Raw genomic sequence first — 13,701 nt, 5'->3', positions numbered from 1 at the left:
GGCTGGGTAACGGATGGTGGCGCACAGGCGGCCGCCTCTTGACGCGGACGCCTCCTATCGCCGTAGATGCCCTTTGGCCTGTCCGCACGTACCGGCCCATACCCACGCACCGAAGAAGGAGGAGGCCGGATGAGACTGCTGCTCGTCGAGGACGATGACCATGTCGCCGCGGCCCTGTCCGCGGTGCTGGCCAGGCACGGTCTCACGGTCCGGCACGCGCGCAACGGTGAAGAGGCGCTGCGGGCCCTGCTGCCCGACGACGCGGAACCGTTCGCGGTGGTACTGCTCGACCTCGGCCTGCCCGACCAGGACGGCTTCGAGGTGTGCGGCCGGATCCGCAAGGTCAGCACCACCCCGGTGATCATGGTCACCGCGCGGTCCGACGTCCGCTCGCGCATCCACGGCCTCAACCTCGGCGCCGACGACTATGTCGTCAAGCCCTACGACACCGGTGAGCTGCTCGCCCGTATCCACGCGGTCAGCCGGCGCAACACCACCACCCCCACCGGCGGCGGCGAGCAGCAGACCGAGGAATCCGCGCCCGACGAGGCGCTGCACCTCGGCGCGGTCACCGTCGAACTCCCCACCCGCCAGGTGTCGGTGGACGGTGCCGCGGTGCCGCTCACCCGCAAGGAATTCGATCTGCTGGCACTGCTCGCCCAGCGCCCCGGGGTGGTCTTCCGCCGGGAGCAGATCATCAGCGAGGTGTGGCGCACGAGCTGGGAGGGGACCGGCCGGACGCTGGAGGTGCACATCGCCTCGCTGCGCGCCAAGCTGCGGATGCCCGCGCTGATCGAGACCGTACGGGGCGTGGGCTACCGCCTCGTCGTCCCCGCCGCCGGGGCCCCGGCCGCGGCTGCGGCCCCCGGCTCGCCGGCGTCCTGAAGGCCGCCGCGAGCACGTGCGCACCCGACTCCTTCCCCTTCTCATCGTCCTCATGGCCGGGGTGCTGCTCGCGCTCGGCGTCCCGCTCGCCGTGATCACCGCGGGCGTGGAACAGCAGAAGGTGGTCGTCGACCGGATCGACGACGCCGCGCGGTTCGCCGCGCTCGCCCAGTTCGTCACCGCCCGCCCGGACGCCGGGAGCGCCACCAGGAGCCCCGACGAGGACGAGCGGCGCGACACCCTCGGCACCGAACTCGCCCGCTACTACGACCTCTACGGCATCCGCGCCGGCGTCTTCTACCGCGACCGCACCCGGATGTGCGTGGCCCCCGCGGGCCTGGCGGTGCCCCGGGGCGGCGAGGGCGCCCAGGCCTTCAGCGAGGCGCTGGCCGGGCGCCGCAGCCATGATCCGCACCAGATCTGGCCCTGGGACGAGGGTGGCCGCATCCCGGTCGCCTCGCCGGTCATCCGCGACGGCGATGTGGTCGCGGTCGTGGTCACCGACTCGCCCACCGGGCAGCTGCGTTCACGCATCCTGCGGTGGTGGCTGCTGATCGCGGCCGGGGAAGGCGTGGCGATGCTCGTCGCCGTCGCCGCGGCCATCCGGCTCACCGGCTGGGTGCTGCGCCCCGTACGGGTGCTGGACACGGCCAGCCACGACATCGCCACCGGCCGGATGAAGGCCCGGGTCGCGGCCACCGTCGGACCGCCGGAACTGCGCCGGCTGGCCCGCTCGTTCAACGAGATGGCCGACAACGTCGAGGACGTCCTCGAGCAGCAGCGTGCCTTCGTCGCCGACGCCTCCCACCAGCTGCGCAACCCGCTGGCCGCGCTGCTGCTGCGCATCGAGCTGCTGGCCCTCGAACTCCCCGAGGGCAACGAGGAGATCGCCTCGGTGCGCACCGAGGGCAAGCGGCTGGCCCGCGTCCTGGACGACCTGCTCGATCTGGCCCTGGCCGAACACACCGCCGCCGACCTCCAGCTCACCGACATCGCCGCGCTGGCCGCCGAACGCGTCGGCTCCTGGCGCCCGCTGGCCGACGACAAGGGTGTCCGGCTGACGTACGAGGGCCACAGTGCGGTCACCGGCTGGGCCGACCCCGTGGCGCTCTCCAGCGCCCTGGACGCCGTCGTCGACAACGCCCTGAAGTTCACCCCGCCCGGCGAGCCGGTCACGGTGGCCGTCGCGGCGGACGGCGAGCGGGTGACGGTCACCGTCGCCGACCGCGGCCCCGGCCTCACCGAGGACGAACTCGCCCGGATCGGCGACCGGTTCTGGCGCAGCGGCCGCCATCAGAACGTCTCGGGCTCGGGCCTGGGCCTGTCGATCACCCGCACCCTGCTCGCCGCGGGCGGCGCCACGATCGCGTTCGCACCGCATCCGCCGCACGGCCTGAAGGCCACGGTCACTCTGCCGCGCAGCGCGCCGTGAACGGTGGCCGGTGCTGCGGCGTCGTGATCTGCGCCGCGCTACGGATCCGCCGGTGGCGGATGCGACTGTGCTAGTCTTAATGACGTTGCAGTTGTGGTACCCATGAACGTTGTGTGCGCCCGGAGGCTGGTAGCCCCGGGCGTTCCTTGTTTTCCGGAGCTTTCCGGGACCTTTGCGGTGTGGGGCGATCATCTCGGCGACAAGGAGGCCGCACGGTGCGGTCTCCGGTTTGCCCCGTGAAGGAGAAAATCATGGCTTCCGGCACCGTGAAGTGGTTCAACTCGGAAAAGGGCTTCGGCTTCATCGAGCAGGACGGCGGCGGCCCCGACGTCTTCGCCCACTACTCGAACATCCAGGCCCAGGGCTTCCGCGAGCTCCTCGAGGGTCAGAAGGTCAGCTTCGACGTGACCCAGGGCCCCAAGGGCCCGCAGGCTGAGAACATCATGCCTGCCTGACGCATCCGCGTCGCGGACAGGGCCCGCACCGGCCAGACCGGTGCGGGCCCCGTCCCGTTTCCGTACGGGCGCCACCGCGCCCCCACACGGACACCCACCCCCCTCCCCCTGAAGGGTCTTTCGTGACACGAGCCACCGCACCGCGACCGAGCGCCGACCCGAAGCCGTCCACCGCTGCGGCTTCCACCCCGTCCGCCGGCTCCTTCGACGAGCTGCCGCTGGCACCGGCCCTCCTCACCGCGCTGCGTGCGCAAGGTGTCAGCAAGCCGTTCCCCATCCAGGCCGCCACCCTGCCCGCGACCCTCGCGGGCCGCGATGTGCTCGGCCGCGGCCGCACCGGCTCCGGCAAGACCCTCGCCTTCGGCCTCGCACTGCTCAGCCGTACGGCCGGAAAGCGGGCGCAGAGCAAGCGGCCCCTCGCCCTGGTCCTCGTCCCCACCCGTGAACTCGCCGGCCAGGTCACCGACGCCCTCGCGCCGTACGCCACCGCCCTCGGCCTGCGCACCACCACCGTCGTCGGCGGCACCTCGATCAACCGCCAGGTCGAGGCGCTGCGCAAGGGCGCCGAGGTCCTCGTCGCCACCCCCGGCCGGCTCGCCGATCTGCTCGACCGCCGTGCCTGCGCGCTCGGCGACGTCGCGATCACCGTCCTCGACGAGGCCGACCAGATGACCGACATGGGCTTCCTTCCGCAGGTCACCCGGCTGATGGAGAAGGTTGATCCGAACGGTCAGCGGATGCTGTTCTCCGCCACCCTCGATCGCAATGTCGACAAACTCGTCCGCCGCTTCCTGACCGACCCGGTCACCCACTCCGTGGACCCGTCGGCCGCGACCGTCACCACCATGGATCACCACGTCCTGTACGTGGACGACACCCACAAGCGCGCCACCGCCGCCGAGATCGCCGCCCGCGAGGGCCGGGTGATCATGTTCGTGGACACCAAGCGCGGCGCCGACCGCCTCACCAAGCATCTGCTCGCCCAGGGCGTGCGCGCCGCGGCGCTGCACGGCGGCAAGTCCCAGCCGCAGCGCACCCGCACCCTCGAGCAGTTCCGCACCGGCCAGGCCTCGGCGCTGATCGCGACCAACGTCGCCGCCCGCGGCATCCACATCGACGGCCTCGACCTCGTCGTCAACGTCGACCCGCCCACCGAGGCCAAGGACTATCTGCACCGCGGCGGCCGCACCGCCCGGGCCGGCGAGTCCGGCACCGTCGTCACCCTCGTCACGCCCGCCCAGCGCCGCGATATGACCCGGCTGATGCGCCAGGCGAAGATCACCCCCGCCACCGCCACGGTCCGCCCCGGCGACCCCGACCTGATACGGATCACCGGCGCCCGCACGCCCTCCGGCGTCCCGGTCCAGGTGACCGCACCGGCCCCGTCCCCCGCGGCGTCCGCCCCCGGCAACGGCCCCCGCCGCCGGCGCCCCCGCCGCAGCCGCCCGGCCCGGCGTCCGGCGAAGGCGTAGGTGACGGTGCAGGCGGCGAACCCTCAGGGCTTGACCGACAGGTAGTACTGCCGCGCCCCCTGGTGCAGCGCCAGCGGATCCGTGAACACCGCGGTCCGCAGATCCACCCGCTGCGCGGCATGGACCTGGCGCCCGATCCAGTCCCGGCTGTTGATGACGGTCCGGGTCATGCCGAAGGTCATTGCGGCATCCTCCCGGTCCGTCGTCACCAGCAGGTTCGCCACCGCGATCGTCTTCACCGCCTGCCCGTTCTGCACCGTCGGATACGCGTCGGCGGGCATCACGGCCGCCCGGTAGTGGCGGGTGGGCTCGCCCTGCGCGTGCAGTGCCTCGCTCAGGTCGCCGAGCTGCACCAGTCGGATGGGGAACCGCCGCGCCAGACGCTGCACCGCGGTGGTCGGCAGCCCGCCCGACCAGAAGAACGCGTCCAGCTTGCCCTGCTCCAGCAGCCCGGGCATCCGGTCGATGCCCACCCGTACCGGCTCGATGTCCTTGGCGAAGTCCAGGCCCGCCGCCTTCAGCAGCCGCTTGGTGATCAGCTGGACGCCGGAGCCGTCCGAGCCGACACCGACCCGCAGCCGGCGCAGCTGCTTGGCCGAGCGGACTGCGGACTTCTTCGGCACCACCAGCTGCATGTAGTCGTCGTACAGTCGCGCACAGGCCCGCAGCCGGTCCGCGCCCCGCTCGCCCCGGGCCCGGTACGTGGCCACCGCGTCCGCCGTCGCGATGGTGAACTCCGCGCGCCCGCTGACCAGTTGACGCAGATTGTCTATGGACCCCTCGCTGCGCGCCAGCCGCAGATCCACATCCGGCATGTCATGCGCCAGATCCTGCCTCAGCAGTTCCCCGTAGCGCGCGTACACCCCGGTCGGCACCCCGGTGGCCAGCGTCACCTTTCCGCTGGGCGCGGGCTCGCCACGGACCGACAGCAGCCCCCACGCCACCAGCGCGAGCGCGACCAGCGCCGCGACCGCCACCTGGGGCGCGCGACGGCCGCTGAACTGAGGGAGTGCGGGGACCATGGGCGGGATCCTGCCATCACCGGGGCGTGTGCGGGAGGGGCGGATACCCAACCGTGCTATTGGCGGGTCTCGTGGCCGTGGCGCCCGGCGCGCTCGGGGAGTGCGGTACGCAGCCGGTCCAGCAGGGCCCTGGCCGCGGGACCGGCGGGCCCCTCCGTGCGCCAGACCAGCGCGATCCGGCCACGGGGCCGGGGCCGCCCGGTGAGCGGCAGCGTGCGCAGTCCGTAGGCCCGGGCGGCGTCGGCCGGCAGGTCCGGCACCACGGCCACGCCCAGGCCCCGCGCGGCGAGCTGCGCCAGCAGATGCGGCGAGGCCGCCTCGAAGGCGATCCGGGGCCGGAATCCCGCCGCGGCGCAGAGGCGCTCGAGGACCGCACGCAGTCCGGTGCCGCGCGGCAGGCTGATCAGCGGACGGTCGCGGAGCGCGGCCGGCGGCAGCTCCGTACGGCCCGGGGGCGCGACGAGCGGATCGTCCGCCGCGACCGCGGCGACCAGCGGCACATCGAGCACGATCTGGGCCGAGATGCCCGGTGGCGGCTCGTCCGCCAGCCCGATCAGCGCGATATCGAGCTCGCCGCCGCGCAGCGCCGCCAGCATCCGTTCGGAGTTGTCCTCGGTGAGGGCCATTTCGACCCCGGGGTGGGTGTCGTGGAAGTCGGCGAGCAGCGACGCCACATCGAATCCGTCGGCGGCGGCCCCGGAGACCATGCCGAGCGCGACCCGCCCCCGCAGCAGGCCGGTGAATTCGTCCACCGTCTGCCGCACCCCCTCGGCCGCGGCGAGCGCCGCCCGCGCATACGGCAGTACCGCCTCGCCCGCCTCCGTCGGCGTCACCCGCCCGCCGGACCGGTCCAGCAACGGCTGCCCCAGCTCCCGCTCCAGCTGCCGGATCTGCGCGCTCACCCCCGGCTGCGCCAGATGCAGCCGGGCCGCGGCGCGGGTGAAGTTGGCCTCCTCCACCACGGCGACGAAGTACTGCAGCTGCCGGAGTTCCACGAGCGCTCCCTTGTGCGATGTCCGATGCCGCCCCGTCACTCACCAGAGGCTCCCATAACCAAGGGTTCTGGTGACAAGAAGATCAATCTCTTGGACTTATACCGGCGGGGCCGGGAGCCTGGACAGGCGGGCCCCGATCAGCGAACCGGTCAGCGGCCCCGTACACCGCAGGGGAGGAGACCACCCATGGTCCGCAGCACGGACAACAGCAGCACCACGGCCCTCAAAGCCGCCATCGCCGCCGAACGCCGGGAACTGGCGGACATGCTGGACGCCCTGCCGCCCGACGCCTGGGACGCGCCGAGCCTGTGCGCGGGATGGCGGGTACGGGAGGTCGCGGCCCATATGTCGATGGGCTTCCGCCACTCGTTCGCCCGTCAGGCACGGGAGCTCCTCAAGGCCCGCGGCAGCATCGACCGGGTGGCCGACCGCCTCGCCCGCCAGGACGCGGCCGCCGCCTCGCCGCGCGAGCTCGCCGCCTTCCTCCGGGACAATGCGCACCACCCGTGGAAGCCGCCGGTCGGCGGACTCGCCCTGGCGCTCGGCCACGATGTCGTCCACGGCCTGGACATCGCGGTCGCCCTGGACCTCGACCGCCGCGTCCCCGAAGACCGGCTGCGCGCCGTCCTGGACACCGTCACCCCGCGCTCCACCAGGTTCTTCGGCGCCGATCTCACCGGCGTCTCCCTGCACGCCGACGACCTCGACTGGTCCTTCGGCAGCGGTACGCCCCTGTACGGCGCGGCCCAGGACCTGGTGCTCGTCGCCTTCGGCCGCAAGCTGCCGCCGGGGCGGCTCCGGGGGGAGCACGGCGGACGGTTCACCGTCTGACGGCCGCGACGGGCCCGTTGCCCGCCCGCACCACCGCATCCCGTGCGGCGTTAGTTCTTCCCGCTCCGGCGGAACGAGTCCTACGTCACCTTGCGTCGCCGAAGGGAGCCGTTGCGATGGAAAGGACCACACAGGACCGGGCCACGCCGGAGCGGACCGCCTGCTGTGTGGTGGGCGGCGGCCCGGCCGGCATGGTGCTCGCCCTGCTGCTTGCGCGGGCGGGCGTGGCGGTCACGGTCCTGGAGAAACACGGGGACTTCCTGCGCGACTTCCGCGGCGACACCGTGCACCCCTCCACCCTGGCACTGCTGGACGACCTGGGGCTGGGCGCACGGTTCGCCCGGCTGCCGCAGCGGCGGGTGCGGACCGTCCAGCTGCCGCTCGGCCCGGACGGCTCGCTGGTCACCGTCGGGGACATCGCCGCGCTGCGGGGCCCGTACAACTACATCGCGATGGTGCCGCAATGGGACCTCCTCGACCTCCTGGCGGACGAGGCCCGGCGGGAGCCGTCCTTCGCCGTACGGATGAGCACCGAGGCGACCTCGTTCCTGAAGGAGCGCGGCCGGGTCGCCGGAGTGCGCTACCGCACCGCCGACGGACGTACCGGTGAGCTGCGGGCCACCCTGACCGTGGCCTGCGACGGCCGGGGCTCGCTCGCCCGGTCGCTGCCCGAACTCGGACTGCGGACCTTCGCCTGCCCGATGGACGCCTGGTGGTTCCGGCTGCCGAGGCGCGACGGCGACCCGCACGGGCTCGTGGGAGGCGCCGGCGACCGGCTTCTCGCCGCCATGATCGACCGTGGCGACTACTGGCAGTGCGCCGCGCTGATCCCCAAGGGAACCGATGCCGAGCGCCGCGCCGCCGGTCTCGGGCCCTTCATGGTCAACTACGCGGCCGCCGCACCCTGGCTCGCGGACCGGGTGCAGGCGCTGGGCTCCTGGGACGAGGTGAAGCTGCTCGACGTACGGCTCGACCGGCTGCGGCGCTGGCACCGCCCGGGCCTGCTGTGCATCGGCGACGCGGCGCATGCGATGTCGCCGGTCTTCGGCATCGGCATCAACCTGGCCGTCGAGGACGCGGTGGCCGCCGCCCGGTATCTCGCCGGACCGCTGCGCACGGGCGCGGTCGGCCTGCGGGACGTGCGCGGCATCCAGCGCCGCCGGTGGCCGACCGCGGCCCTGACCCAGGCACTGCAGCGGTTCGCCCATGCTCGGGTCATCGCACCCGTACTGGAGGGACAGCCGCCCTTCGGCAATCCCCGGCGGGCCAAGCGGATGGCCGAACTGCTCACCACCTCGAGGTGGCTGAACCGGGTGCCCGCCTACTTCCTCGCCTATGGCGCGGTACGGGAACGCCCGCCGGCCGCTTCGGTGCGGTGAGCGGCGGACGGACGGCCGCTCACCAGCGCACCGCGGTGAAGTCGATGGGCCGCGGCCGCATCTCCCGGACACGGGCGGTCAGCTCCCGCATGCGCTGTGCCATCTGCGGCGCGGGCAGCTGCTTGCGGTCGCCGTGTCCGGCGAGCAGCCACTCGAAACGCAGCCGGTCGGCCGTACGGGCCAGCGAGGCGGCCAGCTCCGTGATCGAGTACCAGGTGACGCTCTCCGCCACCTCGATGTCGTCCGTGGTGCGCGACCAGTAGAAGCTGTCTCCGCTGAAGCAGTACCGCTCGTCCGCGACATAGAGCACGCTTCCCCGGGTGTGGCCCGGAAGCGGATGGGCGACCACGCCCTCGGCGATCTCGGCGGGCCCGGTGCCGCGCAGGATCCGGTCGGCATCCGGAGCCGCGTCCAGATCGCCCTCGTGGATCCACAGCCGGGCCCCGAAGCGGTCGGCGTAGCGGCGGCCGTGCGCCGCGTGGTCCCGGTGGGTGAGCAGGACGTCGGTCACGGCGCCGAAGCTCTCGTAGCGCGTGGCCAGCGCCTCGCTCCAGCGAGGGGTGTCGATCATCATCGCCGTCCCCGAGGGGCGCTTCAGGAGGAACGCGTTGGCCCCGGCGGTGTGCGGGGAGTTGTGTCCGCAGAGGAGGACGGTGTCGTCGCCGTCGCCGAGAGGCAGGGGGAACGGGTCCAGCGCCGGGGCGAGCCGACGGGAGGGGTGGCGGACGGAACGCGAAGGACAGGCGAACGCGGCGGCGTGTAAGCGGCGTTCCTCCGCCGCGCCGCGCGGCTGCCGCAGGACCTCGGAGCGTCCGTCGACCTCACCGATCAGGCCCGGCGCCAGCTGTCTGGCGACGTCGCAGTTGGTGCAGCGGTCGTCCACGTACCAGTTGTTGTCGTCCTGGTTGTTGTCGTCGTTCACGGTGTGACTCGCTTCGTGTGTGCTGCGTACCGGTGCTCCGGTCTCCGGGCACGAGGATTGCCCGGTGGCGGCCGGAAGCGGAAGGGGCGTCAGGTCTTGTTTCTTCCGGCCGGTGCGTCTCTCAGCAGACATGGATATAGGCATGCTCATGTCAGAAATCTCTCGGCGGATCGCTCGCGGAAAGTCACTGACAGTGACTGCTGGCCGATGCGCCTGTCACGCGGTCCCCGGGCGGGAAACGGCAGCCCGCCGACGGGGGCGAATGCTTCCCCGGCGTCCCCTTAACCTTGAAGGATGACCAGCAGCAGCGACCGGAGCCATGACGTGCGTTCTCCCAAGACCTATGCGATCCGCACCTACGGGTGCCAGATGAACGTCCATGACTCCGAGCGGCTGTCGGGCCTCCTCGAGGACGCCGGGTATGTCCGGGCGCCCAAGGACGCCGACGGCGCCGACGTGGTCGTCTTCAACACCTGCGCGGTACGGGAGAACGCCGACAACCGGCTCTACGGCAACCTGGGGCAGCTCGCTCCCCAGAAGGCGGCGCGGCCCGGTATGCAGATCGCGGTCGGCGGGTGCCTGGCCCAGAAGGACCGGGACACCATCGTCAAGAAGGCACCCTGGGTCGATGTGGTCTTCGGGACGCACAACATCGGCAAGCTGCCGGTCCTGCTGGAGCGCGCCCGCATCCAGGAGGAGGCGCAGGTCGAGATCGCCGAGTCGCTGGAGGCGTTCCCCTCGACGCTGCCGACCCGGCGCGAGAGCGCGTACGCGGCCTGGGTCTCGATCTCCGTCGGCTGTAACAACACCTGCACCTTCTGTATCGTCCCGGCGCTGCGCGGCAAGGAGAAGGACCGCCGGCCCGGCGACATCCTCGCCGAGGTCGAGGCGCTGGTCGCCGAGGGCGTCAGCGAGATCACCCTGCTCGGCCAGAACGTGAACGCGTACGGGTCCGACATCGGCGACCGCGAGGCGTTCAGCAAGCTGCTGCGGGCCTGCGGGAGGATCGAGGGGCTGGAGCGGGTGCGCTTCACCTCGCCGCACCCGCGCGACTTCACCGACGACGTCATCGCCGCCATGGCCGAGACGCCCAATGTCATGCCGCAGCTGCACATGCCGCTGCAGTCCGGCTCCGACCGCGTGCTGAAGGCCATGCGTCGCTCGTACCGCCAGGAGCGCTTCCTGGGCATCATCGAGAAGGTGCGGGCCGCCATGCCGGACGCCGCCATCTCGACGGACATCATCGTCGGCTTCCCGGGCGAGACCGAGGAGGACTTCGAGCAGACCCTGCACACGGTCCGCGAGTCCCGCTTCGCACAGGCCTTCACCTTCCAGTACTCCAAGCGCCCCGGGACGCCGGCCGCCGACATGGAGGACCAGATCCCCAAGGCGGTCGTCCAGGAGCGCTACGAGCGGCTGGTCGCCCTCCAGGAGGAGATCTCCTGGGAGGAGAACAAGAAACAGGTCGGGCGCACGCTCGAGGTCATGGTCGCCGAGGGCGAGGGACGCAAGGACGACGCCACGCACCGGCTGTCCGGCCGCGCCCCCGACAACCGCCTCGTCCACTTCACCCGGCCCGAAGAGCCGGTCCGCCCCGGGGACATGGTCACGGTCGACATCACCTACGCCGCCCCGCACCACCTCCTCGCCGAGGGCCCGGTCCGCTCCGTACGGCGCACCCGGGCCGGCGACGCCTGGGAGAAGCGCAACGCCGCCCCGCAGGAGAAGCCCAAGGGCGTTCTCCTGGGGCTGCCGACGATCGGTGCCCCGGCGCCCGCCCCGGCCCCGGCGGCGGGCTGCGGCTGCGACTGAGCCGCGACGGTGAGCGGGCATGCCTGTTGCGGGGCATGCCCGTTGCCGGCGCACGCCGGTTGCCGGGCCGCGTCCACCGGCCCGGCCGAAGGGCGGCCGAGCCGCAGTGCCGCCCACCCGGAGCGTTACGCTGCGTGCCATGCTCGTAGCCGCCGCCATCTGTCCCTGTCCGCCGCTCCTCGTCCCGGAGGTCGCCTCCGGGGCCGCGCCCGAGCTGGACCCGCTGCGGGCCGCCTGCCTCGACGCGGTCGGCGTGCTGGCCGCCGCCCGCCCGGATCGGCTGGTCGTCCTCGGCCCGGCCGAACAGGCGGGCCGCGGCCCGCATCCCCAGGGCGCCGTCGGCTCGTTCCGCGGCTTCGGGGTGGACCTCGAGGTCCCGCTGGGCGCCTCGGACGAGTCGCCCGAGCGGGAACTCCCGCCGTCGCTGGCCGTCGGCGCCTGGCTGCTGTCCCGCGCGGACTGGGACGACGCCCCCGTCGAAGGGCTGGGCGTGGGCGAACCGCTGCCCCGCGACCGCTGCCTCCCGGTGGGCCGCGAGATCGCCGCCTCCGCGCCGCGGATCGCGATCCTGGCGATGGGCGACGGCAGCGCCCGCCGCACGGTGAAGGCCCCGGGGTACTTCGACGAGCGGGCCGAGGCGTTCGACGCGGCGGCGGCCCGCGCCCTCGGAGCCGCCGACACCTCCGCGCTGACCGCACTGGACGAGGAACTCGCCTTCGACCTCCAGGCGTCCGGGCGCGCCTGCTGGCAGATCCTGGCGGGCGCCGCCCAGGGCGCGGACCTGCAGGGCGAACTCCTCCGCGAGGAGGCGCCCTACGGCGTCGGCTACTTCGTGGCGGCCTGGTCCTGACCGCCGCCGCCCCTGAGGCGGCGTCCGTACGGCAACGGCGGCCACGAGGGCTTGGTGCCCCGCGGCCGCCGCCGTGTCCCGCGCCGCCCTACTTGCGGGCGCCGTCCCCCGTCCCGCTGTCGGCCGCCGCCTCCGCGGACTGCTGCCGCGGGATCCCCGGGCTCCCGGCGGACTCGTCGCCCTTGCCGGTCTCCTCCGCCTCCCGGTCCTTCTCGCCCGCCGCGGTTTTCCCGGCATCCCGGCTCTCGGCCCGGCCGTCGGCGGCCGGCTCCTTCGCCGCCCCCTCGGCCCCGGCCGTCACACCGGCCTCGTCCGCCGCGTCCCCCGGCTCCACGGAATCCGACGCCACCGCCGACTCCTCGGAACCGGCCGCTTCCTTGCGCCGCCCGAACCGCGAAAACAGGCCCATAACCGCTCCTTACTTCTCATGACGTCTTCAGCTGTGCACAAAAGGGTGAAATCCGTCGAAGCCCGGAGCGTCCTGTTGCGCCGCCCGCGGGCGCCGGTTGTGCACCGGCTCTCGGGACCCCGAACAGGCAACGACGCCATGGGTAGCCCGTCACGTCGCTCATTCGGGATGAGAGCGTGATGTTTGCGAGACTGACCGGGTGAACACCGCCGTTCCCGCTCCGCGGGTCATCGCCGTCGTCGGTCCCACCGCGGCCGGAAAGTCCGATCTGGGCGTCGCGCTCGCCCGCCACCTGGGCGGCGAGGTCATCAACGCCGACTCCATGCAGCTCTACCGCGGCATGGACATCGGCACCGCCAAACTCACGCCCGAGGAGCAGCAGGGCGTCCCGCACCGCCTCCTGGACATCTGGGACGTGACCCGGGCGGCCAGCGTCGCCGAGTACCAGCGGCTGGCCCGCGCCGAGATCGACCGGCTGCTGGCCGAGGGGCGCACGCCGGTGCTCGTCGGCGGCTCCGGCCTGTACGTACGCGGCGCCATCGACGCCCTCGACTTCCCCGGCACCGACCCCGGGGTACGCGCCCGCCTGGAGGCCGAGCTCGCCGAACACGGCAGCGGCGCCCTGCACGACCGGCTCGCCGCCGCCGACCCGGAGGCGGCACGCGCCATCCTGGCCAGCAACGGCCGGCGCATCGTGCGCGCCCTCGAGGTCATCGAGATCACCGGCCGTCCGTTCACCGCCAACCTCCCCGGTCACGAGGCGGTCTACGACACCCTGCAGATCGGCGTCGACGTCGAACGCCCCGAACTCGACGAGCGCATCGCGCGCCGGGTCGACCGGATGTGGGACGCGGGCCTGGTGGACGAGGTGCGCCGTCTGGAGGGCGAGGGGCTGCGCGAGGGCCGTACGGCCTCCCGGGCGCTCGGCTACCAGCAGGTGCTCGCCCAGCTGGCGGGGGAGTGCACCGAACAGGAGGCGCGCGACGAAACGGTGCGCGCCACCAAGCGCTTCGCGCGCCGCCAGGACTCCTGGTTCCGCCGGGACCCGCGGGTCCACTGGCTCAGCGGCGCCGCCGACCGCCGCGCGGACCTGCCGCGGCTCGCGCTGGAGTTGCTCGAACGACCGGTCACAGCCTGATCACGTCATGGCATCGGGACGCTCCGGCCGTCATCCGGGCCCCTGAGGGCGTGTCATCATCGACCTTCGATCGAGGCGTGCAGTCTGCAGTGGGGAGGG

13 protein-coding genes are annotated in these 13,701 nt (G+C 73.0%); 9 read left to right on the top strand and 4 right to left on the bottom strand.

What is annotated here, in order from left to right; all coding sequences use genetic code 11:
• Positions 1–129: 129 nt before the first annotated feature.
• From ADL29_RS15670 to ADL29_RS15655, 4 genes are all read left to right on the top strand, one after another.
• Positions 130–885, top strand: coding sequence for a response regulator transcription factor (locus ADL29_RS15670; protein ID WP_053924266.1), 756 nt, complete (start codon positions 130–132; stop codon positions 883–885).
• A gap of 16 nt (positions 886–901) precedes the next feature.
• A complete protein-coding gene (locus tag ADL29_RS15665; RefSeq protein ID WP_053924265.1) occupies positions 902–2,317 on the top strand; it encodes a sensor histidine kinase in 1,416 nt (471 codons plus the stop codon).
• 251 nt (positions 2,318–2,568) lie between these two features.
• The gene (locus tag ADL29_RS15660) at positions 2,569–2,772 is read left to right on the top strand and encodes a cold-shock protein (protein ID WP_030809389.1); all 204 of its coding nucleotides are present in this window, start codon (positions 2,569–2,571) and stop codon (positions 2,770–2,772) included.
• On the top strand, positions 2,769–4,244 hold the full coding sequence (locus tag ADL29_RS15655) for a DEAD/DEAH box helicase (RefSeq protein WP_078971027.1): 1,476 nt from the start codon (positions 2,769–2,771) through the stop codon (positions 4,242–4,244). Before ADL29_RS15660 ends, ADL29_RS15655 begins: the two co-directional genes overlap by 4 nt.
• A gap of 23 nt (positions 4,245–4,267) precedes the next feature.
• On the opposite strand, the gene ADL29_RS15650 is transcribed toward ADL29_RS15655, so the two are convergent.
• Positions 4,268–5,266: a TAXI family TRAP transporter solute-binding subunit gene (locus ADL29_RS15650; protein ID WP_053924264.1), complete on the bottom strand. Its 999-nt coding sequence runs from the start codon at positions 5,264–5,266 to the stop codon at positions 4,268–4,270.
• 56 nt (positions 5,267–5,322) lie between these two features.
• Positions 5,323–6,261 carry a LysR family transcriptional regulator gene (locus tag ADL29_RS15645; RefSeq protein ID WP_053924263.1) on the bottom strand — a complete coding sequence of 313 codons (939 nt, stop codon included), beginning with the start codon at positions 6,259–6,261 and terminating at the stop codon, positions 5,323–5,325.
• Between the two features lie 186 nt (positions 6,262–6,447).
• On the opposite strand from ADL29_RS15645, the gene ADL29_RS15640 reads away from it, so the two are divergent.
• Both ADL29_RS15640 and ADL29_RS15635 read left to right on the top strand, forming a co-directional pair.
• On the top strand, positions 6,448–7,092 hold the full coding sequence (locus ADL29_RS15640; protein ID WP_053924262.1) for a maleylpyruvate isomerase family mycothiol-dependent enzyme: 645 nt from the start codon (positions 6,448–6,450) through the stop codon (positions 7,090–7,092).
• A 116-nt stretch (positions 7,093–7,208) separates the two neighbouring features.
• Positions 7,209–8,471, top strand: coding sequence for an FAD-dependent oxidoreductase (locus ADL29_RS15635; RefSeq protein ID WP_053924261.1), 1,263 nt, complete (start codon positions 7,209–7,211; stop codon positions 8,469–8,471).
• 19 nt (positions 8,472–8,490) lie between these two features.
• Here ADL29_RS15635 and ADL29_RS15630 read toward each other — a convergent pair whose 3' ends face one another.
• Entirely contained in the window at positions 8,491–9,393 is a 903-nt protein-coding gene (locus ADL29_RS15630; protein WP_053924260.1) for a 4Fe-4S domain-containing protein, read from the bottom strand.
• 294 nt (positions 9,394–9,687) lie between these two features.
• On the opposite strand from ADL29_RS15630, the gene miaB reads away from it, so the two are divergent.
• A complete protein-coding gene (miaB, locus tag ADL29_RS15625; RefSeq protein WP_053924259.1) occupies positions 9,688–11,205 on the top strand; it encodes a tRNA (N6-isopentenyl adenosine(37)-C2)-methylthiotransferase MiaB in 1,518 nt (505 codons plus the stop codon).
• 139 nt (positions 11,206–11,344) lie between these two features.
• On the top strand, positions 11,345–12,055 hold the full coding sequence (locus tag ADL29_RS15620) for a class III extradiol dioxygenase subunit B-like domain-containing protein (protein WP_053924258.1): 711 nt from the start codon (positions 11,345–11,347) through the stop codon (positions 12,053–12,055).
• Between the two features lie 88 nt (positions 12,056–12,143).
• On the opposite strand, the gene ADL29_RS15615 is transcribed toward ADL29_RS15620, so the two are convergent.
• Positions 12,144–12,464, bottom strand: a complete 321-nt coding sequence (locus ADL29_RS15615) for a hypothetical protein (protein WP_053924257.1) — start codon at positions 12,462–12,464, stop codon at positions 12,144–12,146.
• 199 nt (positions 12,465–12,663) lie between these two features.
• Here ADL29_RS15615 and miaA point away from each other — a divergent pair, with 199 nt between their 5' ends.
• Positions 12,664–13,602 (top strand): tRNA (adenosine(37)-N6)-dimethylallyltransferase MiaA, encoded by a 939-nt coding sequence (gene miaA, locus ADL29_RS15610; protein ID WP_046925662.1) that lies wholly within the window; start codon positions 12,664–12,666, stop codon positions 13,600–13,602.
• Positions 13,603–13,701: the final 99 nt, after the last annotated feature.

Source organism: Streptomyces chattanoogensis (genome assembly GCF_001294335.1).
In the GTDB taxonomy this organism is placed as follows: domain Bacteria; phylum Actinomycetota; class Actinomycetes; order Streptomycetales; family Streptomycetaceae; genus Streptomyces; species Streptomyces chattanoogensis.
This window is presented reverse-complemented; position numbering and strand designations above follow the sequence as displayed.